Below are 23,577 nucleotides of genomic sequence, written 5' to 3' on the forward strand. Positions count from 1 at the left end.
TGTCACGATAGAGATTAGTCATGAACGAAACCGAACAAAAGACCACGCATTTTGGTTATAAAACAGTAGCCGAGGGCGATAAAGCTTCTATGGTTGCTGATGTATTTCACTCAGTAGCTGCAAAATACGATGTAATGAATGATTTAATGTCTTTTGGTGTGCATCGTTTATGGAAACGTCAAACTATTGCAAGCTCAGGTGTTCGTAAAGGCCATCATGTACTCGATTTAGCCGGCGGCACTGGCGACTTAACGGCAAAATTTAGTCAACTAGTTGGCGAGACCGGTCAAGTTGTTTTGGGCGATATAAATTCATCTATGCTTAAGGTTGGTCGTGAAAAACTACACAATCTTGGCTTAGTAGGCAATATTGACTACGTACAAATGAATGCTGAAATGCTGCCATTTCCAGATAATAGCTTTGATGTGATCACTATTGCCTTTGGCTTACGTAACGTTACCGATAAAGACAAAGCATTACGCTCTATGTACCGTATTTTAAAGCCAGGTGGCAGATTACTTGTTTTAGAGTTTTCAAAACCAGAGCATGACGTACTTAGTAAAGCTTACGATTTTTACTCATTTAATTTATTGCCAACAATGGGTAAGCTAGTTGCTAACGACAGTGAATCGTACAAGTATTTAGCTGAGTCTATTCGTATGCATCCAGATCAAGACACATTAAAAGCGATGATGGAAGATGCGGGCTTTGAACAAACAACATACCAAAACCTCACAGGCGGAATTGTTGCACTGCATCGTGGTTTTAAATATTAAGGCTAGCAGTTATGGCGCTTGAAAAAATAACCAAAAGCAATAATGGTGCAATGTCATCTGAGTTTTTTATGTTACCTAATTTTGTACTTTCGCTTATTGAGCGTGTACTAAATCAAGCGCTTAGCCTTGACCCACAATTATCTCAAAAGCTAAACGCCGTTAAACATAAGCGCTTAGTGGTTGAAATAAGAGATTGGCAACAAAGCATCCAACTCGTTTATAGTGCTGATCAATTACACTTGTACAGCGCTCAAAGCAATGAAAACGCAGATTGTATGATCAGCGCAGATATAGACACACTTTTAGCGCTCAAAAACCCTGCAATGCTTACCCAGTTAATTCGCCAAGATAAGCTCGACTTACAAGGCGATTTAAATATTGCGCAAACTTATAGCAATGCATTTTCAGGTATTGATATTGATTGGCCTGAACAGCTTTCTAAATACATTGGCGATGCACCCGCTCAGCAGTTATACCTGCACTTAAAAGAACTAAAACAAAAGAGCAGCAAAACCAATACTAAAATAAGTACCATGCTTACAAGTTTATGCCAAGATGAGCTCGCAATTACTATTCATCCATTAGAACTTGAGCAATTTAAACAAAAAAATAGAGAACTCAAAGGACAAGTCGCTGCCGTTGAGCAACGCATTAACGCCCTCTTAAATTCTTTTTTACCTTCAAACACCCGCTAAGGATTTTTTGTGTCGACTGCACGTTTGTATAACATCACCAAAACGTTACTTAGCTATGGACTAGACGAGCTAATTCCAAAGCATAAAGTACCTTGGTTTGGTAAAGTAGCCCGTGGCAGTTTATTTTGGCTGCGTAATCAGCACAAAGAAAAACCGGCGGGGCTACGTTTACGTTTAGCATTGCAAGAGCTGGGTCCTGTTTGGATCAAATTTGGTCAAATGCTCTCTACTCGTCGTGATTTACTCCCTCATGATATCGCTTTAGAGCTTGCGTTTTTGCAAGATCAAGTTCAACCATTTGAAGGCGAACTTGCACAAAAAATAATAGAAAAAGCGCTCGAAATTAACGATATAAGTGAATTATTTAGTGAGTTTTCACAAACTCCACTGGCCTCTGCATCTATAGCGCAAGTACATACAGCAAAACTTATTGATGAGCAGAGTATTGAGCAAGATGTCGTAATTAAGGTTATTAGACCCAATATTTATGAGCAAATTAATGCTGATTTAGCGCTAATGGAAAAGCTCGCAAAGGTACTTGCAAAAGTACATAACGAATCAAAACGCCTGCGTCCTGTAGAAGTAGTTAAAGAATATAAGAAAACACTCCTAGACGAGCTCGACTTAATGCGAGAAGGTGCCAACGGCATTCAACTAAAACGCAATTTTGAAGGCTCTGATTCATTATACATCCCTGCAGTTTACAGTGATTACAGCCGTAGCAATGTGCTGGTGATGGAGCGTATTTACGGCATACCCGTCTCTGATACCGATGCACTTATGGCGCAAAACACTAATATGAAATTACTTGCTGAGCGTGGCGTAGAAGTGTTTTTTACGCAGGTGTTTAGAGACAGTTTTTTTCATGCCGACATGCATCCGGGTAATATTTTCGTCTCTCGAGAGCACCCTGAAAACCCAATGTATATCGGTATTGATTGCGGTATTGTTGGTACGTTAAGCAAAGAAGATAAACGCTATTTAGCTGAAAACTTTATCGCCTTTTTTAATCGTGATTATCGCCAAGTTGCACAACTACACGTTGATTCTGGTTGGGTACCACCAGATACTAGCATTGAAGAATTTGAATTTGCGATTCGCACAGTTTGCGAGCCTATATTTAATAAACCTTTGGCTGAAATTTCATTTGGGCACGTACTCGTAAATCTATTTAATACTGCACGTCGTTTTAACATGCAGGTACAGCCGCAATTAGTATTACTACAAAAAACTTTATTATACGTTGAAGGATTGGGGCGTCAGCTATACCCACAACTCGACTTATGGAAAACAGCTAAGCCCTTTTTAGAAGACTGGGTAAAGCAACAAGTTGGACCGCTATCAGTACTGAAGCAAATGTATGCTAACTTGCCATTTTGGGCTGAAAAAATGCCCGAGTTACCGGATCTAATTTACCAAAATTTAAAGCGTGCACCACACATTCAACCGCAAGAACAAAAGGTATCTCATAAACCTTTAATATTGAGTTTATTTGGTAGTGCTACAATGATTATGGCAACACTTTGTTATTTACAGCACGATTTAATAGCTGCAAGTCTTGCAATAAGCTTATCGGCTATTAGCTTTATAGCGGCATGGCGCAGCGCATAAACTGGGTGCTATTTGCGCTAGTGAGCGTATAATTAGTATTTAAAATAAACATTTAACCGTTTTATATATTGGAGAAAACCATGGGTTTTGGTGGTATTAGTATTTGGCAATTATTAATTGTTTTAGCGATCATAGTTTTACTTTTTGGCACAAAAAAACTACGCGGTATGGGTGGCGATATTGGGGGCGCTGTAAAGGGCTTCAAAAAAGCAATGTCAGATGATCAAATGAGCGAGAAAGAGAAATCCGAGCAAATTCAACAATCAGAAAAAAACACTGCTGACAACTCAACCGATACTGAAAAAAACAAAGATAACAATAAGGTTTAATTAGTATGGGCATGTGGGAACTTGTTGTTATTTTTATTGTTGGTTTAGTGGTGCTCGGCCCTGAGCGCTTACCTGTTGCAATTAGAACAGTGAGTAAATGGGTTAAAACCGCTAAATCACTTGCCAACTCAGTAAAAGCCGAAGTAAGTGAAGAGCTTCGCATCCATGAGCTGCACGAAAACCTTAAAAAAGCAGAACAGCAAGAATTAAAAGATTTAAGCCCTGAGTTACAAAGCTCACTAACAGAGCTACAAAAAGCGGCTGAATCAGTTACTCACAGCTACAAGAAACAACAATCTGATACATCAAATAACCAACAACTTGATGAGAAAAAGTGAAATTTATTTCTCACTTTGTGGTCAACTTACTACATGGTATAAAAAATAATGGCTGAGGAAGTAAAATCAGGGTTTGTAGCTCATTTAATTGAGTTGCGTGATCGGCTAATAAAAGCGCTACTAAGCATTTTTGTTATTTTTATTGCCATAGTATATTTTGCAAATGATATTTATGCTTTTGTTGCACAGCCGTTAGTCTCGCATTTGCCAAGTACGGCAACCATGATTGCAACCGATGTAACAGCTCCCTTTTTTGCACCTTTCAAACTTACTTTATTTGTCGCTTTATTTGCGTCGATTCCATGGATATTGCATCAAGTTTGGGGGTTTATAGCGCCGGGTTTATATCAGCACGAAAAGAAAATGCTCATGCCTATTCTCGCCTCAAGTATAATATTATTTTATGGCGGTATAGCCTTTTGTTACTTTGTAGTCCTGCCAATTATTTTAGGATTTTTTACAAGTACCGGTCCCGAAATGATGACCCTTGCACCTGACATAAGTAGTTATCTAGGATTTGTATTAAAGTTGTTTTTTGCATTTGGCGTCGCTTTCGAAATTCCAGTGGCTATTATGTTGCTATGCTGGAGTGGCGCAACAACAACAAAAAGCTTAAAAGAAAAGCGCCCTTATATCGTCGTGGGTGTTTTTGTAGTCGCGATGTTTTTAACACCGCCTGATGTATTATCACAAACATTGCTAGCATTTCCGATGCTTCTTCTGTTTGAACTAGGTCTAATTTTAGCAAAGTTTTATACCGCTAAACCACAAAAAGAATCTGAGGAATAAAATGAAAAAACAACTACTCTCACTATTGGTTTTATTAAGCGCACCGACTTTTGCTGCGCAAACAGAGTTTAATACTCAAGCGTTACAAGCATGTAGCTTTATTGAAAACGATTTTAACCGCTTACTTTGTTACGATAATACCATCGCGGGTAAGTCACTGGTTAAGCCATCAGTAACAAAAACGCTCACACCACCAACAGCTAATAATGTACCTCAGGCAGTAGCCACAACACCAACAGAAGTGAAAAAAACAGCTGATGAGTTTGGGTTAGAGTACAAAAAATCACAGACAGAAAAAGACGCTGAAATTAAAGCGATGGTTGCTTCAGTTGAAGAAGCTGCTTACGGCGAGTTAATTATTTCGCTAGATAACGGTCAACAATGGCGTCAAATTGGCTCTGACAGCATGCGCTTGAAAAAGAACGATACGATTGTAATTAGCCGTGGTGTTTTTAACTCATTTTTACTTAAAATTGACGGTGAAAACCGCTCTATTCGCGTTAAACGTACTAAGTAATGTCATATACATTAATTGATGCTGGAGTTAACTTAACTAATCATCAATTTGATGAGCAGCATCACGATGTAATTACCCGTGCCAATGAGGCGGGTGTTACAAATATGCTTATTATTGGTTGTGATATTGCAAGCAGTCAGCAATCACTTGAACTTGCAACAAAGCATCTTCAATATTCTACGGCGGGTATCCACCCACATGATGCAAAATCAGCCACTAATGAACTAGAAGCACAACTAACTGTACTTGCAAATAATAAGCATGTTATTGCTATTGGTGAATGTGGCCTTGATTATAACCGCGACTTTTCGCCTCGCGATGTACAGCGTAGTGTTTTTAGGCGCCAATTAGCACTTGCAGAGAAATTAGATTTACCTGTTTACTTGCATGAACGTGATGCAAGTGACGACATGCTAAGTATTTTAAAAGAGTTTAGTATTCGCGGTGTACTCCACTGCTTTACGGGTAACTCAGCAGCTCTAAAGCAATATTTAGATTTAGGTCTATATATTGGTATAACGGGTTGGGTATGTGATGAAAGGCGTGGAAAAGATTTACAACAGCTAGTGCCTAGCATTCCTCTAGATCGATTATTAATAGAAACTGATGCACCATTTTTAATTCCACGAACAGTTAAACCAAAACCTAAATCACGTAAAAATGAACCTGCCCTGCTTCCTTATATCTGTCAAACGGTTGCACAACTTTATCAAATAGATGAAGAAGTTGTGGCCCGTAAAACTACAGAAAACTTTCACCGTGTTTTTGGTTTAGAAGATCGTTAATGGCCTATGCAAAGGCACTTTTAAGCCTATTAGTATTCCTTTGCACTTTTTGCTGTTTCGCAAACCCAGTAATAATAAAACACGATTTTAACTCTCAAAACATTAATAACCTGTATTACTCTTTTGAACCAACGTCGCTATTAAGTGCACAACAAAGTAGCCATATACAGTGGCAAAAAAACACAGCAAAACCCCTTAATTTAGGACTAGAGCAGCGTCCTGTATGGATAAAATTTAAAATAAAAAACACACTTAGTTATAATACTGAGCAAATATTGTCACTAAACAACCCTTTGCTAAACGACGCTCAAGTATATCAATTACATAACTCGCAATTACTTTCTTATACTCAAATTGGTGATGCCTACCCCTTATATAAGCGCACAATTAAAAGTGAATCTTTATTAGTTAAACTGCTCAGCCCTGCAAATAGCGAAACGCTTATTATAATGAAAGTGGCGAATAGTTCAGGCTTGCGAGTCCCTTTAACACTGTGGCAACCAGAAGCTTATTTGGCACACAAAGGAAAAATCAATTTACTCTATGGCTTATTGATTGGTTTTATATTTTCTTTGGGTGTGAGTTGCATAGTTTTATATGGTTTTTCACGTAAAGGTTATTTTGTTTATGCTGGGGTTATATCTCTCACATTAGGTAGTGTATTAGCCTACCTTTGTGGTTTTGGCTTAAGGTACGTTCATCCTAATTTGCCTGCATTACAGCAAGTTATGACCCCTATATTACTTATGCTTATCACTTTATTGTTTTTGCCTTTGCAGAAGCAAGTTTGCCATCCCAGGCCCTCTCTTCTGCTAACTATTCAAAAAGTTGTAGTTAACGCTTTAGCCATTTCGTTATTATTTATTTGGCTACTTCCAAACAACATAGTTACATTATTTTGTTTAATCACTACTCCAATCGTTTTAGGCTTTTATATTGTAACTACGTTTATGTGCGTGCGTTTAACGCCCTCTAAACCAAACAAAGCACTATTACTTGTATTGGTTTTTTTCTTGGTGGTAATGCTTTATTTTACTGTTGCAGTAATGGGCCTATACGCCTTTGACAGAAGTACGCTCGCATTTGTATTTGCATGCTTTTTTGGTTGCACTTTTTGCTTATGCTACAGCGTAATGAAGTTATTTATTTTACAACGCGATGAAGAAGTGATTGCTCAACAAACCTTGATTGCTGAAAACACAGCACAAGATACACTACTTAAAGAGCGCTTAAAATTACAAGAAAAAACTCGCCAAGAACTTGAATCTCAGGTGGACGAGCGCACCTTTGAATTACAAGTGACGCTTAGAGAGCTTGAAGAAAAAAACCGCTCACTTGAGTTACTAAATACTGAAGACGCATTGACTGGAATAAAAAACAGACGCTTTTTTGATAAAAAACTGGTAATGGAGCTTCGTCGCTCTCGTCGAGAACAAACGCCGCTTAGCATTGTTATGCTTGATATAGATCGATTTAAAAATATCAACGACACGTACGGCCATATCATTGGCGATCAAGTTATTAAAGCAGTGTCTGACCTTATGAAAGACCATTTAAAACGACCACTCGATGAAGTTGCCCGTTATGGCGGTGAAGAATTTGTTGTGCTATTACCTAATACCCCTAGTGAAGGCGCACAAGACATAGCTGAAAAAATACGAGCTGATATCTCAGTAAGTACAGTAACGGTTGCCAATAATGATATTCAATTTACTATTAGCGCTGGTGTATACACCAGTATTGCTGATGATGTTAGCAACCCTCAAATTTTTACTGAGTGCGCCGACAAAGCACTTTATTACGCAAAGCAGCATGGCCGTAATCAAGTAATTACTTTTCCATTACCACAGTAGGAGCATATTAACATGGCCCAATCAGGATTAGACCTTTTCCCATATACTCGCATGCGCAGAATGCGCCGCAGCGACTTTTCTCGCCGCTTAATGGCTGAAAACCAGCTTAGCGTAAATGATTTAATTTACCCTGTATTTGTACTTGATGGTAAAAATCGCCGCGAGGTAATTGAATCAATGCCTGGTATTGAGCGCCTATCAATTGATTTACTGCTTGTTGAAGCAAAAGAACTCGTTGAACTTGGCGTACCTGCCGTTGCTATTTTTCCAGTAACGCCTGCGGATAAAAAATCATTATTTGCCGAAGAAGCATATAACGATGATGGCTTAGCACAACGCACCGTAAGAGCGTTAAAAGAAGCTTTTCCTGAGTTGGGTGTGATTACTGATGTAGCACTTGACCCTTTCACTACGCATGGCCAAGACGGTATTATTGATGATTCAGGTTATGTTATTAATGATGTCACTACTGAAATTTTAGTTAAACAAGCACTTTCCCATGCAGAAGCTGGTGCTGATGTTGTTGCCCCTTCTGATATGATGGATGGTCGTATTGGCGCTATTCGCGAAGCACTTGAAGCTGATGGGTTTATTCATACTCGAATTATGGCCTACTCAGCTAAATACGCATCTAGCTACTATGGCCCATTTAGAGATGCTGTAGGCTCTGCTGGTAACTTAAAAGGTGCTGATAAAAAAACTTACCAAATGGATCCAGCAAACTCTGATGAAGCAATACGTGAAGTCGCATTAGACTTACAAGAAGGCGCTGATATGGTTATGGTAAAGCCCGGTATGCCTTATTTAGATATTGTACGGCGTGTTAAAGACGAATTTGGTGTACCTACTTTCGCATATCAGGTAAGTGGCGAGTATGCAATGCACAAAGCAGCAATTGATAACGGTTGGTTAAGTGAAGAGGCTACAATAATGGAATCTTTACTTGCATTTAAGCGTGCAGGAGCCGATGGAATATTAACCTACTTTGCTAAGCAAGCCGCAAAATATCTAGCTAAAAAGTAATTTTTTATTAAAAGGCGGTTAAACCGCCTTTTGTTTACATTCATTTACATTTTTGTATTATTTTCGTCATATTTATTCTCTAAACTGGTGTCCCATTTTGGGATTAATACACGGGAATAATAAAAAAATGTTTAAAACAAAAATAACACCACTCGCACTTGTTATAGCAAGTCTCAGTGCACCAGCATCCGCTGATCTAATCATTTCAGAATATATAGAGGGAAGCAGTAATAATAAAGCAATCGAGCTTTATAATAATGCTGATACGGAGCTTTCTCTTGAAGGTTATACTTTAGGACTCTATTCAAATGGTAGCAGTTCGATTGGCAACTCGATTGATTTAACCGGAACATTGGCCGCCAATACCACCTACATTATTTCAAACCCCAGTGCAGCAGCTGCAATACTTGATATTGCAGATGAAACCAGCACAGTAACCTACTATAACGGTGATGATGCCCTTGTTTTAACTAAAGACGGTGTAATTGTTGATAGTTTTGGTCAAGTTGGTGTTGATCCGGGTTCAGAGTGGTCTGAAGGGGGTGTAACTACGGTTAACAAAACGCTGCGAAGAAAAGATAGCATTACCACAGGCCGAACTGACTCGACAGCCATTTTTGATCCTAGCGAAGAATGGGAACAGTTTGATATTGACACCTTTGATGGATTAGGTTCACACACAGGAAACGGCGGTACCGCTCCTGTGCCAGACCCTGAGCCAGAACCACTTGAACCACTAGTTTGTGGTGCAGAAAAAACACTAATAAATGCTATTCAAGGTGACGGCTCTGCTAGCCCACTTGTAGGTACATTAGTAGAACTTGAAGGTGTTGTAAGCGCCGATTTTCAAGGTGATGAACAATTAAAAGGCTTTTTTGTTAACTCACTGGCTGCTGATATAGATGCAAATCCACTTACCTCTGAAGGTGTATTTGTATATTTTGCAGATACTGACGTGAATGTAGGCGACCATGTACGTGTACAAGGTACTGTTGAAGAATATTTTGATGCAACACAAATTGGCAGTGTTAGCCAAGTTGCGGTGTGTGGCACTGGTTTAGCTGCAGCAGCTACAAAAATCACTTTACCTTTAGCTAATACAACTGATTTAGAAGCTTTTGAAGGTATGTTAGTCACATTAGAGCAACCATTAGTAGTGACTAATAACTTTGGTCTTGGTCGATATGGTGAAGTTGAATTAGCAACAGAGCGCTTGTACCAAGGTACTCAGGTTGCGTTACCTGGCGATGCTGCTAATGCAGTTGAAACTGAAAATCTACTTAAAAAGATTTTAATAGATGATGGCTCTACAGTACAAAACTTAGACCCTACAGCTTATCCAACTCCAGGCTTATCGGCAGAAAATACATTACGAACTGGCGATACTGTTAATACTGTTACAGGGGCACTTGCTTATAGCTTCGGTCTTTACCGAATTCACCCAACTTTAGCGCCTTCGTTTATTGCAACAAATGCACGTGAAGATGCGCCTGAACTTAATGCTGAAGCAGATTTACGTGTAGCTAGCTTTAACGTACTTAATTACTTCAATGGTGATGGCCAAGGCGGAGGGTTCCCTACATCTCGAGGTGCAGATACTGAAGCTGAATTTATTCGTCAAGAAGCTAAAATTGTAAGTGCTATTAGCGCTATTGAGGCCGATGTTGTTGGTTTAATGGAAATTGAGAATGATGGCTTTGGCGAATTTAGTGCAATTGCTAGCTTAGTAGATGCATTAAATGATGCAGATAGTGCTAACAACTATGCATTTGTTGATTTTAACGTAGATCAAATTGGTACCGATGCAATTACTACCGCACTTATCTATCGTGCTAACAAAGTAGAAGAAGTAGGCACTGCTGCCATTACAACTGAGGCTCCATTTGATTTTAGTAACCGTGCTCCAATTGCACAAAGCTTTAAATCAATAGAAACTGATGAAGTATTTACTGTTGCTGTGTCACATCTTAAATCTAAAAGCTGTGGTAGTGCTTCTGGAAATAATGCAGATTTAGGTGATGGCCAAGGCTGTTGGAATGAAATACGCACGCAAGGTGCTAATGCATTCGCAGATTGGCTTGATAGCAAACCAACCGGTGTTGATGACGAAGATACTATTTTAGTCGGCGATATGAATGCTTACGCAATGGAAGATCCAATACGTGCATTTGCTGATAAAGGCTACAAAAATGTAGTTGCTGAAATTGATGGTGATACACTTGGTTATTCTTATAGCTTTTCTGGTCGTGCAGGAAGTTTAGACCATGCAGTAGCTACACAATCATTACTTAGCAAAGTTGTCGCTGCAACAGATTGGCATATCAACGCAGATGAACCTATTTCACTTGATTACAATGTAGAGTTTAAAAGCGAAGGTCAACAATCTAGCTTGTACTCTGAAAGTGCATACCGCGCATCAGACCATGACCCTGTAATTATTGACATTAAATCTGAAATTACTTTAACGCCTGAAGAGCAAACACCTGTAATTGCAGCCGATCAAGTTTTTGCAATCGATGAAAACAGCGCAATTGGCACAATTATCGGCACGCTCGATTTTAGTGATCCAAATGCCGATGAATCACCTGTTGTTAAATTTATTACATCTGATAATGACAGCGTTTCTATTAACAATGAGGGGCAGTTAATTGTTGCTGGAGAGATTGATTACGAATTCGAAAATCGTATTACTTTAACAGTACAAGCTCAAGATAGTGCTGGTAACTTATCAAACATTGAAAAAGTAGCCGTTAAGGTAAATAACTTACGCTCAGATGATGATAATGATGCAGGTTCATTATTATGGTTATCACTTCTTTTAGCACCACTATCAATAGTGCGTCGATTTAAAAAGAAATAATTAAGTAAAATCTAAACATATAAAAAGCCGCTTTTGCGGCTTTTTTATTTTATACAAATGTAATTCAGACAAGCTTCATTAAACTCCCCGTAATATGTTCATACGATTAGTGAGTCTTCTAGTAATTAATCAGTAACAACTACATAAGGTTGAGTGAATTTTACACAGCAAAAACCTCAATGAGTTACGTATATTGGTTTTCCTATTGAAAAATATGAACTTTTATAAGGGTTCACATTTTGCTTTAAGTAAATTAGAAGATACTTACAAAACAAAATCAATATTTACCCTAAACGTAAAAATAAGTCGTGTTTTTATAAAGGAATGAGAATGAAACAACTAACCCAAAACTTGCCTAAATGGCAAAAAAAGTCAGCACCACTACTGGGTCTACTTATTATTTTTTCGACTTGGGGCAATAGCAACCAAGCGATTGCTGCAACTGTTGATGTAGCAATTCCACAAAGTAGCTTATTTGATGTAATTAGCGCTCGCGCTAAAAAGTTAGCAAGCGAAGAATATGTGGCACCTAAAAACATCGAGCTTGAAGCACTAAATAATATTGATTATCAAGACTACCGTTCAATTCGATTTAAAAAAGACAAAGCGGTGTGGAAAGATGAAGGCCTGTACGAGCTGCAATTATTCCACCCTGGTTTTTTATATAAAACACCTGTAACAATAAATACTGTTGATAGCGACTCTAAACGTAGCCGCTTACCTTTCAGCACCGACTTTTACCAATACGATGGCACTGCTGCACCACTACAAGAAGAAATAGCTAAAAGTGTGGCGGGCACTCAACTAGGCCATGCTGGATTTCGCTTACATTACCCATTAAATACTAACGAGTATAAAGACGAAGTAATGGTATTTCAGGGAGCATCGTATTTTAGAGTCGTTGGCCCTCAACAAGTTTATGGCTTATCAGCAAGAGGCCTTGCCATTGATACTGCTGAGAATTCGGGTGAAGAATTTCCAATGTTCAAAGAGTTTTGGTTAGTTAAACCAAAGGCAGAGCAAACACAAATCACCATTTTTGCATTGTTGGATAGTCCATCTATTTCTGGTGCGTACAAATTTAGCGTCGACCCTACAACTAACATGCTAGTTGATGTTGATATGCAGATTTTTGCGCGTAAAGATATTAAAAAACTAGGTGTGGCACCATTAACGAGTATGTTTTATCACGGCGAAAACAGCACCAAATTTTTTGATGACTATCGCCCTGAAGTTCATGACTCGGATGGCCTATTAACTCAATCTGCTGATGACAAGTGGGTATGGCGCCCTCTTAACAACCCATCACAACTCAGCGTTACTTCATTTTCGTACAATAACCCAAAAGGTTTTGGGTTAGCTCAACGAGACCGTGACTTTAATAACTATCTAGACACAGAAGCACATTACCACGACCGCCCTAGCCTATGGATTGAACCACAAGGTGAGTGGGGAAATGGTCGTGTAGAGCTTGTAGAAATACCGACTGATACAGAAACTAACGACAATATCGTAAGTTACTGGGTACCAGAAAAACCAATGAAGGCCGGAGATTCATTAAAATTAAGCTACAAAATGACGACCTTTAATTCAGTTTTAACTCAGCACGAGAAAGCACGTGTACTACGTACAAGAATTGGTAGCGCCGCTTTACCTGGTGAGGACAACCCACCACCAAAAAGCCACCGCCAATTTACTGTTGATTTTACTGGATCAGAAATAAATCAACTGTCTAAACAGTTAAAACTAGATGCCGACATTCAACTTACAACAGGCGAAGTAACCGACGTGAATGTACAAAAACTTCCGGATTCACGTGGATGGCGTGTAGCCTTTAAAATTGCACCACAGGACGATCAACCCGTTGATATGCGTTTATCGTTAAAACTACGTGACAAAGAAATTAGCGAGGTATGGAGCTATGTTTGGTACCCAAATGACATCAAGTAATAAAGGTAGGGGCACTCCAATGCCATTCAAAACACTAAGAGTATGGTTATTTGCCATTGCGGCACTTGGCACATCTGGCTACGGCATATCTATTATGTTTGAGATTTTAAGCTCAAACGGTATGACACTACTTGAGTATGCTCTTTTAGTATTATTCTCAATCACATTTGCTTGGATTGTAACGGCCTTTTGTAGTGGCACAATCGGCTTTGTACTACAGTTGTTTCGAATTGACCCGCTTACGTTAAAACGTATTAAACCAATTGAGTTCAATAACGAGGCAATTAACGCTCAGAAAACCGCCGTTGTAATGCCTATTTATAACGAAGATACCCACCGTGTTATCGCGGGCTTTGAAGTAAGTCTACAATCGTTAAAAGAAACTGGTCAGCTTGATAATTTTGATTTTTATTTATTAAGCGATACACAAGACCCTCAAATAGTTAAAAACGAGCTAAGTGCATGGCATGCATTGTGCGAACGTTTAGGGGATACAGCAAAGCATGTTTTTTATCGTCGTCGCGAAGATAACAAACACCGCAAAGTAGGTAACCTAACCGACTTTTGTGAGCGCTGGGGAAGTAATTACGACCATATGATTGTGCTTGATGCAGATAGCGTAATGACCGGTAAATGTATGTTAGAACTTACTACAAGCATGCTAAACAACCCACAAGCAGGCCTGATCCAAACGATTCCAATACCTGTTCGTCAAGATACCTTTTTTGGTCGTTTTTTACAGTTTGCATCAGTGCTATATAGCCCAATGCTCGCTACTGGCTCAGCATTTTGGCAAACAGATAAAGCCAACTACTGGGGTCATAATGCAATCATTAGAGTTGAAGCATTTATAACGTGCTGTGGCTTGCCAACACTCAAAGGTAACGCACCTTTTGGCGGTGAGATTTTAAGTCATGACTTTGTAGAAGCATCACTACTTCATAGTGCAGGTTGGGACGTACTATTACTATCAGATATTGAAGGTAGCTACGAAGAAGTACCAAGTAATATTCTCGATTATGCTGTACGCGATAGACGCTGGGTACAGGGTAATATTCAGCACTTAGGTTTACTATCGTCATCTAAATTAAAATTAATGAGTAAGCTGCACTTTCTATTAGGTGCAACCGCTTATATTTCATCACTAATTTGGCTCTCAATGCTAGCGCTAAGTACTATTGATGCAGTAACGCGCGCATTAAATAGTGATGTGTACTTTAACCGTGTTTATCAATTATTTCCTACATGGCAAATAGCTAAAACCGATCTTATTGATTCACTCTTGTATTTAACTATTGTTATTTTATTAATGCCTAAATTAATGGGCGTAATAGTCACCCTAATACATAGAAACAAACGCTTTGGTGGTTCAATTAAGTTAATCCTAGGTTCAATTATTGAAACTGTATTTGCTATTATTGTTGCACCATTAATGATGGTATTTCATGCTTACTTTGTACTTTGCGTATTTTTAGGTAAAAAAGTGAAGTGGGATGCACAACCGCGCGAAGGTCGTATGGTTCCGTGGAAAGAAGCGTTTGGTTATACGTTATTCTCTACTATTGTGGCTATAGCATGGGGTAGCACAGCCTACTACTTCACACCTGTCTTCTTTTGGTGGCTATCACCTATATTATTAGGCTTAGTATTAGGTGCTCCAATTATCCGTTATACCAGTAGTATCAAACTCGGCGTACAACTAAGAAAGTTAGGTATATTTATTTGCCCTAGTGAAGTTGATAACGACTCAACTCTAGAGGCGCTTAAAGTACATCTAAAAGAGATTTCCGTGCCAGAGGAAGGAACTTACCCACAAACAATTCCGGCACTGCCACAAGAGCATATGGTATCAATGCCTATACAATCTTTTAAAAAGCCACGCAGGCTAAAGATGAGAGCGCTAAAAGCTAAGGCTATAAAAAAGTTTAATTAGCGCGTTATAAAATAAAAACAAAAAAGGAGCAATTAATTGCTCCTTTTTTCTATCTAAATTAAAAAATCATGCGCTGCATTTGCCGCTAATATTTTCTATTTTTCTAGCTAACTTATTACAGTACATTTTAGAAATAACTGATTGCGTTTCATCATCAAGTTGCCAGTTATAAAAATGAAAAACCTTACCATTCTCCAGTTCTACTTAAAAATAGTGAAAAGAAAAAACGAGCTAAATGATACAACAGTAATTTCCTCACTATTGATATAACGCTCTGTGCATAGACGTGTATAACAAATCCCTGCTTTGTAACAATATAAATAAATTACTCTCTAGTACCTTTTTATTAATTAGTTATATAGGACTAATTAATAATAAAAAGTAGTTATAAATAACTAAAAAAATAAAACCAAATTATAGGCAATAAAAAACCCGCAACATGTGCGGGTTTTTTTAAAGAGTTAAGAAACTAATTACTTAGCAGCTTTTTTCTCTTTTTCTGCAGCGATTACTGTGTCAGCTACGTTTTGTGGACATGGTGCGTAGTGTGAGAACTCCATAGAGAACTGACCACGACCAGATGTCATTGTACGTAGTGAACCAATGTAACCGAACATTTCTGATAACGGAACGTCAGCTTTAATGCGAACGCCAGTTAAACCAGCTTCTTGGTCGCTTAGCATACCACGACGACGGTTAAGGTCACCGATTACATCACCAACGTGATCTTCTGGAGTGAACACGTCAACTTTCATGATTGGCTCAAGAAGTTGTGCGCCCGCTTTAGGGATCGATTGGCGGAAAGCACCTTTAGCAGCGATTTCGAACGCGATTGCAGATGAATCCACGGCATGGAAACCACCGTCAAAAAGTTCAACTTCAACGTCTAATACTGGGAAGCCAGCTAGAACACCTTCGCCCATCATTGACTTAAAGCCTTTCTCAACTGCAGGCCAGAATTCTTTAGGTACGTTACCACCAACAACTGATGATTTAAACGTGAAGCCTGAAGCAACTTCGCCTGGCTTGATGCGGTAGTCGATTTTACCGAACTGACCAGAACCACCAGATTGTTTCTTATGCGTGTAGCTATCTTCGATTTCACGAGTGATAGTTTCACGGTAAGCAACCTGTGGTTGACCAACGATAAGGTCTACACCGTAAGTACGCTTAAGGATATCAACTTTGATATCTAAGTGAAGCTCACCCATACCTTTAAGGATAGTTTCGCCTGAATCTTCATCAGTCTCAACTTGGAAAGATGGATCTTCTGCAACCATTTTACCGATAGCAACACCCATTTTCTCATTACCGCCTTTATCTTTAGGCTGTACAGCAATCGAGATTACTGGAGTTGGGAATACCATTGGCTCAAGTGTTACTGGGTGCTTAGGATCACATAGAGTGTGACCAGTTTGCACATTTTTCATGCCTACGATAGCAATGATGTCACCAGCTTGTGCGCTAGTTAATTCGTTACGGTCATCTGCTTGCATCTCAACCATACGGCCAACACGCTCAGTTTTACCAGTAAACGCATTTAGGATAGTGTCACCCTTATTAAGCTTACCTGAGTAGATACGTACGAAAGTTAATGCACCAAAACGGTCATCCATTATCTTAAATGCTAGCGCCTTGAAAGGTTCGTCAGCAGATACGATTGCGAATTCGCCATTTTCGTTACCTTCTTCATCCATAAGAGGTTGAGGATCAACTTCTGTTGGAGCAGGTAAGTAGTCAACAACAGCATCAAGGATTAGTTGCATGCCTTTGTTTTTGAAAGCAGAACCACAGAACGTAGGGAAGAAAGCAAGGTCACGAGTACCTTTACGGATACAACGCTTGATATCTTCGATAGAAGGTACTTCACCTTCCATGTACGCTTCCATAAGGTCATCGTCTTGCTCTACAGCAGTTTCGATAAGCATTTCATGGTATTCATCAGTTTTTTCTACCATGTCTGCAGGAACGTCAGTGATTTCGTAGTTTTCTGGAAGACCAGTGTCATCCCATACGTACGCTTTTTTAGTTAAAACATCTACAACACCAACAAACTCATCTTCGATACCGATTGGTAAAGTCATGATTAGTGGAGTTGCGCCAAGTACTTTACGTACTTGCTCAGTTACACGGTAAAAATCAGCACCCATACGGTCTAATTTATTTACAAAGATAATACGTGCAACTTCTGATTCGTTAGCATAGCGCCAGTTAGTTTCTGATTGTGGTTCAACACCACCAGAACCACAGAATACACCAACACCGCCATCTAATACTTTAAGTGAACGGTATACTTCAACTGTGAAGTCAACGTGTCCAGGAGTATCGATAACGTTAAAACGGTGATCTTTCCAGAAACAGCTTACAGCCGCAGACTGGATAGTAATACCGCGCTCAGCTTCTTGTTCCATGAAGTCAGTAGTAGATTCACCATCATGAACCTCACCTGTTTTATGGATTTGACCAGTAAGCTTTAGGATACGCTCAGTAGTCGTGGTTTTACCCGCATCAACGTGCGCGAAAATACCAATGTTTCTGTACTTCGATAAATCTGCCATTAATTTTACTCTTAATAAAGTCGATAAATTATTCGGCAGGAGTATAACATCACTTAATGCGAACATCACCATACAAGCCGCTTAAAATGCAATCAATTCAACATATTTTTTTTATCGTCAGAATCTATTAAATATCAAACATAACAAAAAAAACGCAAGACATTGAAATTAATAGCGTTTAATACTTAAGTTTCAGATACACCAAGTTACTTCGCTATTTTATAGCAACGTTCAGGACGGCCAATACTGCCATAACTTTGATCCGCTGTTAACTTACCTGATTCAAGCAAATACTCTAAGTAACGGCGTGCTGTAGAGCGACTCACACCGACCAAATCGCCCATTTGCTGAGCAGTAAATGCAGTGGTTGCGTGCTCTACAAAAGCATCATGTATTTTTTGCAGGGTAAGTTGATCGACCCCTTTTGGTAAACGAACAGACGTGTTGGTTTGCTGCTTTGAACCAAATAACATATCAACCATTGACTGCGTTACTTCACTTGCATCAGAAAAACATTGCTGACGTGATTCAAAACGTGCGAGTGCTTGATCAAGTCGGTTTAACATTAATGGTTTTACTAAAAAGTCGCATGCACCTAACTGCATTGCTTTTTCAAGGGTTTCGACCTCTTTTGCAGCAGTGAGCAGCATAACCTCACTTTTAATCGTTCGACGTCGTAAGTCGGTCAATAAATCAAGTCCGTTACCATCAGGTAAATGTATATCGAGTAAAATCAAATCGGGTTCAATTGCATGCAGTAAGGCTGTTGCCGTGCTTAAATTACCTGCAATGCCCACTACCTGATACTGTGCTTGCCTTAAACTTTGCTTTGGCGTTTGACTACCTGCGACACCATTTGGTAATAACAAGTACTGCGCTAATAGCTGTGCTACCTCTACTTCGTCTTCAATTATTACTACTGAATACGTCATGTTTAATGCTCTTATTATTTTGGAATGTAAACACTTAGTCTTGCACCAAGTAGGTCTGACTCACCAATTTCTAACGTGCCACCGCATGAGTCTAAATTTGTTTTTACTAAATATAAACCAATACCATGCTCTGCTCCTGATTTAGAGCTGTACTGAGGGGTAAAAATAACATCATGGTCAGAACCTAACCCAAAGCCTGTATCTTCTACATCAAATAAGAGAGTTTGGCTGGTTTCATCAACGGTTACCCGTACTTTTGCAGAGCGAGAGTTCGATGACCTAATAGCAGCCTCAATCGCATTATCTATAAGATTACCTAAAATAGACACAACTCGCTCGAGCATATCTTTACGTGCAATAACACCAAGTAGGCTGTCGGGGTTAAGCTCAAGCGCAACATTTAATTCTCTTGCTTTATGATATTTACCCACCAACAAACCAGCAAGCACAGGGTCTTGTATGCGCTCTAACAAGTTATGAATTTGTGCCTGAGAGCCCTGGCTTTCTTGCCCTATTATTTCTATAGCTTGTTCGTTTTTGCCCATTTGCACTAACGCACCAATTAAGTTGAGCTTATTAGAATAGTCATGAGTTTGTACCCTTAAAAGCTCTGCAAAAGCCTGAACTTTAGTAAGTTGTTGGCTTAAATACTCAAGTTCATCAGAGGGGCGCATACTCAGTAAAATACCATCCGCCTGCCCTTGCACTTGCAAAGAAAATCTCGATAATATAAGGCGTTTATCGGCGGCAAATAATTCAAAACCCACTATTTTACGTCGCTGATTACGCAATAAAAATTCTGCATGTTCAGGTAATAAATCGTTTAAGCTGAGGTTCTGATTAAGAATTGAAGTTGGTTTATCTAATATTTCGCAGGCGCGTTGATTGAGTTTTCGTACTTTTCCGTCCGGGTCGAGTGCAATAATACCGCTGCGTACCGTATTTAAAATTGCATCTTGTTCTGAAAACAAACGTGCAATTTCATCTGGCTGCAGGCCAAAAATAGCATTTCTGACACGCTGTCCAATATAAATAGCCGCCAGTATACTTAAACCTACAAGTATTAAGCCCCATATTAAAATTTCACTACTGCGAGAGAGAATAAGCGGATCGATTGATTGTACTAAAAAACCAACCGATACAACGCCTACTATTTCATTATTACCTGCGTACACCGGCACTTTGCCACGAATTGATTCACCTAAGCTACCATGGGCCACCGAAATATAGCGTTCACCTTTTAATGCAGCTTTGCTATCGCCTCCGACCATTTTTTTGCCAATTTTATCTTCATCTGGATGCACAATACGAAGCGCATTTTCATCGCCAACAACAATAAAATCAGCACCTACAAGCTGTCGTAAATCTTCAATTTTCATGTTAATAGCGGTTAAGTCACTAGGTATTTTCAGTGCATTAATTACATCAGCACGTGTGGCAATACTGCTTGCCACAGCTAATGCTTTATCACCAATATGGTTATGTAAGCTTTGCGCTGTAAGTTGATACACCAACGCGCCAAATAATAAAGCCTGCAATACACACAATCCTGTTACCCAAATAATTAATCGTGTTTCTAATCGCTTAGGTTTTGTGACCATGTTTTGCAATGGATTTAGCTTGTTGGTGTTTTTCATTTCATTCTCAATTATGCATTTACTTTGTCTGCACGGCGTTGCATTAAATAATCTTTTAACGGAAACAACAGCACTAAAATTGAAATTACAAATATGCTCAATGTTAGCGGACGATCCCATAAAAAGCTTAATGAGCCATCAGAAATCATCATTGAACGACGGAAGTTTCGCTCAATCATATCTCCTAATATAAAACCTAATAATAGTGGTGCCATAGGAAATGACAGTAATCGCAATACTAGCGCAACCACCGCAAATCCTACCATCATAAATAAGTCGAAGGTATTGAAGGACACTAAGTAAACACCAATTAAGCTAAAGAACAATATCATCACGGTGAGTACCGACTTAGGCATTGCTAATACTTTTGCAAAGTAAGGAATAAGCGGCAAATTTAAAATAAGCAGTACAATATTACCAAAGTACATACTTACAATAACCGCCCAAAATACACTTGGGTTTTCTTGCATAAGCATTGGACCTGGTTGAATGCCGTAAGCAATCAAAGCACCTAGCATAATTGCCGTAGTACCTGAGCCCGGAATACCAAGCGTTAACAGTGGAACAAACGATCCTGTACACGCCGCATTATTTGCCGACTCTGGCGCAGCTAAACCACGTAATGAGCCTTTACCAAACTTTTCTTTCAAACCTTTTGGCGCTAAATTTCGCTCTGTTGCATAAGCCATAAAGCTTGCAATAGTTGCACCAGCACCCGGTAACACCCCCACTATAAAACCTAAAATAGACGAGCGACCAATCACTGGTGCTATCTCTTTAATCTCGGCTTTACTTAACTTGGTTGAACCTATTTGCGGTGTGTCTGAGTCATTAATGTTTTTAGCATCTTTTTTCTCTGGTTTTACAACATTTACAAGCGCCTCGGCTAATGCAAACGTTGCCATAGCAACCAGTAAAAAGCTTATTCCGTCGAGTAAATCAGGTTGCCCAAAGGTAAATCGGTCAGTCCCTGATGATGGATCAATACCAACCGTTGCTAGCATCAAGCCAAACACAGTCATCATCATTGCTTTTAAAAATTGCCCTTTATTTGAAAATGCTGCAATAGCTGTTAAGCCTAAAAACATCAACACAACATAATCAGGGGATTGAAAACTCAATGACACTTTTGCTAATAAAGGTGCAGCTACCATTAATAATATGGCGCCAATCGTTCCGCCTATAAAGGAGGAATAAGCAGCAATTGCCAATGCTTTACCTGCATGCCCTTGTTTAGCAAGCGGGTAGCCATCAAAGGAGGAAGCTACCGTACCCGCCACGCCAGGCGCATTAATTAAAATAGATGACGTAGAGCCACCAAAAATAGCGCCGTAATAAACACCCGCCATTAAAATCATGCCCGAATCGGCGCCAATGCTGTAAGTAATTGGGATCATCAAGGCAATTGCGGTAATTGGCCCCAATCCTGGTAACATACCTATAAAAGTACCTACCAAGCAGCCAGCTATAACGTACATTAAATTATTAAAGTCGAGCACGGTCGACAAACCAAGCATAATTCCATCAAACATAACTTAACTCCACAAATCGCCCGGAACCAAGTAAATACCCAATACTTGAGTCATCAAAAACCAAAAAACCACCGCAACCGGTATCGATGCAAATAGCAAAATTCCCTTACGTCTTTCGCCCATCACAAAAAAGCCCGCAAGCAAAAACGCACTAGTAGAAATTAAAAAACCAATTGGCTCCAGTGCCGCGCTATAAATTACCATTAATATTAATAAACCAAAGGTGCGCAGTACGTGTGACTTTTCAAGAACATCATCAGTATTAGTTTTCTCTCTTGGTTTAAGCAATGTTGAACCAATAGAAAGTAAGCACACCACAATACCAAACCCGGCATATACTTTAGGAAGTGTCGCTGAGGTAACCGTTTCGTATTCTTCAAACGGTAGTAGCGGAATTTGCCATGCAACCACAGCGTATAAAGTAAATAGCGCCAAGAATAAACTTGGCCCTATTAATTCTCGATTCGTCATTTTAAAACCTCGATTACGGCAATGTGCGGATAAAGCCAAGCTCTTCCATTACAGCTCTAAGCTGCACTTCTTGTGCTTCTAGTGACTTAATAAACTCATCTTTTTCTTGAAAAAGATTTAGCCAACCGTTACGAGCTCGTACAGCTTCCCACTCAGGTGTACTTTGCAACTCACGTAGTTTTTTTGTGTACTGTGCTAACTTTTCAGCGGGTAAATTAGGTGCAGCAAAAAGACCACGCCAATTAACAAATTCCATATCGTAACCTAGTGACTTAAGTGTGGGTATTTTTGGGTAATCAGGTAAGGGCTCACCCGATGTAACCGCTAAAATACGTGCTTGACCACCGTTAGCTACTTCAAGCGCTTCACTTAAGCCAGTAGAAAGTAAATTCACTTCGCCTGAAAGCAACCCAGCCTTAGCTTTACCGCCTGCATCGTAAGGAATATAACGTAGGCGTCGACCATCTATACCCGCAGCTTTAACAGCTTGAGCCGCCACTAAGTGATCCATACTGCCGCGAGCAGAACCGCCCGCTACTTTTACCGAACTTGGATCTTCTTTTATTGATTTAATAACATCCTCCCAAGTTTTAAATGGAGAATCGTTACGCACTACAAACGCGCCATAATCTGCAATCATACTGGCTACAGGTGTTAAATCGCGATAGCTATAAGGAATTCGGCCACTTAACGCGCGCAATACGATAGGCGTTGAGTTAACCATTAAAATATCGCCCTTTTTAGTGCCCGACTCAATTAAATACGCAATAGCACGACCGCCTCCACCACCAGACATATTTTGAAAAGATGCATTATTTTCAATGCCTGACTTAACTAAACCTTCGCCTATACCACGGGCTGTTGTATCCCAACCACCACCAGGTCCGCCAGGGATTAAAAAGTGAGTGTCGGCCATTGCCATTGGGCTGCTAAGTACTAACGATGCTGCAAGTATGGTCGTTTGTAATGATTTAAATAATTTCATTGT

At 39.4% G+C, this 23,577-nt stretch carries 19 protein-coding genes; 13 read left to right on the forward strand and 6 right to left on the reverse strand.

Annotated features, from left to right (window positions below):
* The first annotated feature begins 20 nt into the window (after nt 1-20).
* The 13 genes from ubiE to mdoH all read left to right on the forward strand — a co-directional run bounded on the left by ubiE (nt 21) and on the right by mdoH (nt 15,459).
* Nucleotides 21-776 (forward strand): bifunctional demethylmenaquinone methyltransferase/2-methoxy-6-polyprenyl-1,4-benzoquinol methylase UbiE, encoded by a 756-nt coding sequence (ubiE, locus tag H5116_RS14290; RefSeq protein WP_024597074.1) that lies wholly within the window; start codon nt 21-23, stop codon nt 774-776.
* An 11-nt stretch (nt 777-787) separates the two neighbouring features.
* Complete coding sequence (locus tag H5116_RS14295; RefSeq protein WP_182716477.1) at nt 788-1,471, forward strand: SCP2 domain-containing protein; 684 nt, start codon at nt 788-790, stop codon at nt 1,469-1,471.
* A 9-nt stretch (nt 1,472-1,480) separates the two neighbouring features.
* The gene (ubiB, locus tag H5116_RS14300; RefSeq protein WP_165744800.1) at nt 1,481-3,082 is read left to right on the forward strand and encodes a ubiquinone biosynthesis regulatory protein kinase UbiB; all 1,602 of its coding nucleotides are present in this window, start codon (nt 1,481-1,483) and stop codon (nt 3,080-3,082) included.
* A gap of 80 nt (nt 3,083-3,162) precedes the next feature.
* Complete coding sequence (tatA, locus tag H5116_RS14305; protein WP_004334954.1) at nt 3,163-3,411, forward strand: Sec-independent protein translocase subunit TatA; 249 nt, start codon at nt 3,163-3,165, stop codon at nt 3,409-3,411.
* A 5-nt stretch (nt 3,412-3,416) separates the two neighbouring features.
* Entirely contained in the window at nt 3,417-3,749 is a 333-nt protein-coding gene (tatB, locus tag H5116_RS14310) for a Sec-independent protein translocase protein TatB (protein ID WP_024597077.1), read from the forward strand.
* A gap of 48 nt (nt 3,750-3,797) precedes the next feature.
* A complete protein-coding gene (gene tatC, locus H5116_RS14315; RefSeq protein WP_004334958.1) occupies nt 3,798-4,538 on the forward strand; it encodes a twin-arginine translocase subunit TatC in 741 nt (246 codons plus the stop codon).
* Nucleotide 4,539: 1 nt separating this feature from the next.
* On the forward strand, nt 4,540-5,055 hold the full coding sequence (locus H5116_RS14320; protein ID WP_138489908.1) for a hypothetical protein: 516 nt from the start codon (nt 4,540-4,542) through the stop codon (nt 5,053-5,055).
* On the forward strand, nt 5,055-5,840 hold the full coding sequence (locus H5116_RS14325) for a TatD family hydrolase (RefSeq protein ID WP_154903832.1): 786 nt from the start codon (nt 5,055-5,057) through the stop codon (nt 5,838-5,840). Before H5116_RS14320 ends, H5116_RS14325 begins: the two co-directional genes overlap by 1 nt.
* Nucleotides 5,840-7,693, forward strand: a complete 1,854-nt coding sequence (locus H5116_RS14330) for a diguanylate cyclase (protein ID WP_182716478.1) — start codon at nt 5,840-5,842, stop codon at nt 7,691-7,693. Before H5116_RS14325 ends, H5116_RS14330 begins: the two co-directional genes overlap by 1 nt.
* A 12-nt stretch (nt 7,694-7,705) precedes the next feature.
* Entirely contained in the window at nt 7,706-8,716 is a 1,011-nt protein-coding gene (gene hemB / locus H5116_RS14335; RefSeq protein ID WP_024597079.1) for a porphobilinogen synthase, read from the forward strand.
* 127 nt (nt 8,717-8,843) lie between these two features.
* Entirely contained in the window at nt 8,844-11,576 is a 2,733-nt protein-coding gene (locus H5116_RS14340) for an ExeM/NucH family extracellular endonuclease (RefSeq protein WP_182716479.1), read from the forward strand.
* Between the two features lie 330 nt (nt 11,577-11,906).
* Nucleotides 11,907-13,526 carry a glucan biosynthesis protein gene (locus H5116_RS14345; RefSeq protein WP_182693856.1) on the forward strand — a complete coding sequence of 540 codons (1,620 nt, stop codon included), beginning with the start codon at nt 11,907-11,909 and terminating at the stop codon, nt 13,524-13,526.
* Complete coding sequence (gene mdoH / locus H5116_RS14350; RefSeq protein WP_182716480.1) at nt 13,498-15,459, forward strand: glucans biosynthesis glucosyltransferase MdoH; 1,962 nt, start codon at nt 13,498-13,500, stop codon at nt 15,457-15,459. The genes H5116_RS14345 and mdoH overlap by 29 nt, the downstream gene beginning before the upstream one ends.
* 473 nt (nt 15,460-15,932) lie before the next feature.
* Here mdoH and fusA read toward each other — a convergent pair whose 3' ends face one another.
* The 6 genes from fusA to H5116_RS14380 all read right to left on the reverse strand — a co-directional run bounded on the left by fusA (nt 15,933) and on the right by H5116_RS14380 (nt 23,574).
* Nucleotides 15,933-18,017, reverse strand: a complete 2,085-nt coding sequence (fusA, locus tag H5116_RS14355; RefSeq protein WP_004334977.1) for an elongation factor G — start codon at nt 18,015-18,017, stop codon at nt 15,933-15,935.
* Nucleotides 18,018-18,223: 206 nt separating this feature from the next.
* A complete protein-coding gene (locus H5116_RS14360; protein WP_008136531.1) occupies nt 18,224-18,949 on the reverse strand; it encodes a response regulator in 726 nt (241 codons plus the stop codon).
* Between the two features lie 14 nt (nt 18,950-18,963).
* Entirely contained in the window at nt 18,964-20,586 is a 1,623-nt protein-coding gene (locus H5116_RS14365; protein ID WP_024597083.1) for a sensor histidine kinase, read from the reverse strand.
* A gap of 11 nt (nt 20,587-20,597) precedes the next feature.
* The gene (locus H5116_RS14370) at nt 20,598-22,118 is read right to left on the reverse strand and encodes a tripartite tricarboxylate transporter permease (RefSeq protein WP_008136529.1); all 1,521 of its coding nucleotides are present in this window, start codon (nt 22,116-22,118) and stop codon (nt 20,598-20,600) included.
* A 3-nt stretch (nt 22,119-22,121) separates the two neighbouring features.
* Nucleotides 22,122-22,589, reverse strand: coding sequence for a tripartite tricarboxylate transporter TctB family protein (locus H5116_RS14375; RefSeq protein ID WP_008136528.1), 468 nt, complete (start codon nt 22,587-22,589; stop codon nt 22,122-22,124).
* A 13-nt stretch (nt 22,590-22,602) separates the two neighbouring features.
* The gene (locus tag H5116_RS14380) at nt 22,603-23,574 is read right to left on the reverse strand and encodes a tripartite tricarboxylate transporter substrate binding protein (protein ID WP_008136527.1); all 972 of its coding nucleotides are present in this window, start codon (nt 23,572-23,574) and stop codon (nt 22,603-22,605) included.
* Between the last annotated feature and the right edge of the window lie 3 nt (nt 23,575-23,577).

Origin of the sequence: Pseudoalteromonas sp. SG45-2 (assembly GCF_014164115.1) — a bacterium.
Taxonomy (GTDB): domain Bacteria; phylum Pseudomonadota; class Gammaproteobacteria; order Enterobacterales; family Alteromonadaceae; genus Pseudoalteromonas; species Pseudoalteromonas distincta.

Excerpts from the sequence above, each read along its gene's own strand:
- ubiE (WP_024597074.1), top strand. The coding sequence starts at position 21 with ATGAACGAAACCGAACAAAAGACCACGCATTTTGGTTATAAAACAGTA.
- H5116_RS14295 (WP_182716477.1), top strand. The coding sequence starts at position 788 with ATGGCGCTTGAAAAAATAACCAAAAGCAATAATGGTGCAATGTCATCT.
- tatA (WP_004334954.1), top strand. The coding sequence starts at position 3,163 with ATGGGTTTTGGTGGTATTAGTATTTGGCAATTATTAATTGTTTTAGCG.
- tatB (WP_024597077.1), top strand. The coding sequence starts at position 3,417 with ATGGGCATGTGGGAACTTGTTGTTATTTTTATTGTTGGTTTAGTGGTG.
- tatC (WP_004334958.1), top strand. The coding sequence starts at position 3,798 with ATGGCTGAGGAAGTAAAATCAGGGTTTGTAGCTCATTTAATTGAGTTG.
- H5116_RS14320 (WP_138489908.1), top strand. The coding sequence starts at position 4,540 with ATGAAAAAACAACTACTCTCACTATTGGTTTTATTAAGCGCACCGACT.
- H5116_RS14325 (WP_154903832.1), top strand. The coding sequence starts at position 5,055 with ATGTCATATACATTAATTGATGCTGGAGTTAACTTAACTAATCATCAA.
- H5116_RS14330 (WP_182716478.1), top strand. The coding sequence starts at position 5,840 with ATGGCCTATGCAAAGGCACTTTTAAGCCTATTAGTATTCCTTTGCACT.
- hemB (WP_024597079.1), top strand. The coding sequence starts at position 7,706 with ATGGCCCAATCAGGATTAGACCTTTTCCCATATACTCGCATGCGCAGA.
- H5116_RS14340 (WP_182716479.1), top strand. The coding sequence starts at position 8,844 with ATGTTTAAAACAAAAATAACACCACTCGCACTTGTTATAGCAAGTCTC.
- H5116_RS14345 (WP_182693856.1), top strand. The coding sequence starts at position 11,907 with ATGAAACAACTAACCCAAAACTTGCCTAAATGGCAAAAAAAGTCAGCA.
- mdoH (WP_182716480.1), top strand. The coding sequence starts at position 13,498 with ATGTTTGGTACCCAAATGACATCAAGTAATAAAGGTAGGGGCACTCCA.
- fusA (WP_004334977.1), bottom strand. The coding sequence starts at position 18,017 with ATGGCAGATTTATCGAAGTACAGAAACATTGGTATTTTCGCGCACGTT.
- H5116_RS14360 (WP_008136531.1), bottom strand. The coding sequence starts at position 18,949 with ATGACGTATTCAGTAGTAATAATTGAAGACGAAGTAGAGGTAGCACAG.
- H5116_RS14365 (WP_024597083.1), bottom strand. The coding sequence starts at position 20,586 with ATGAAAAACACCAACAAGCTAAATCCATTGCAAAACATGGTCACAAAA.
- H5116_RS14370 (WP_008136529.1), bottom strand. The coding sequence starts at position 22,118 with ATGTTTGATGGAATTATGCTTGGTTTGTCGACCGTGCTCGACTTTAAT.
- H5116_RS14375 (WP_008136528.1), bottom strand. The coding sequence starts at position 22,589 with ATGACGAATCGAGAATTAATAGGGCCAAGTTTATTCTTGGCGCTATTT.
- H5116_RS14380 (WP_008136527.1), bottom strand. The coding sequence starts at position 23,574 with ATGAAATTATTTAAATCATTACAAACGACCATACTTGCAGCATCGTTA.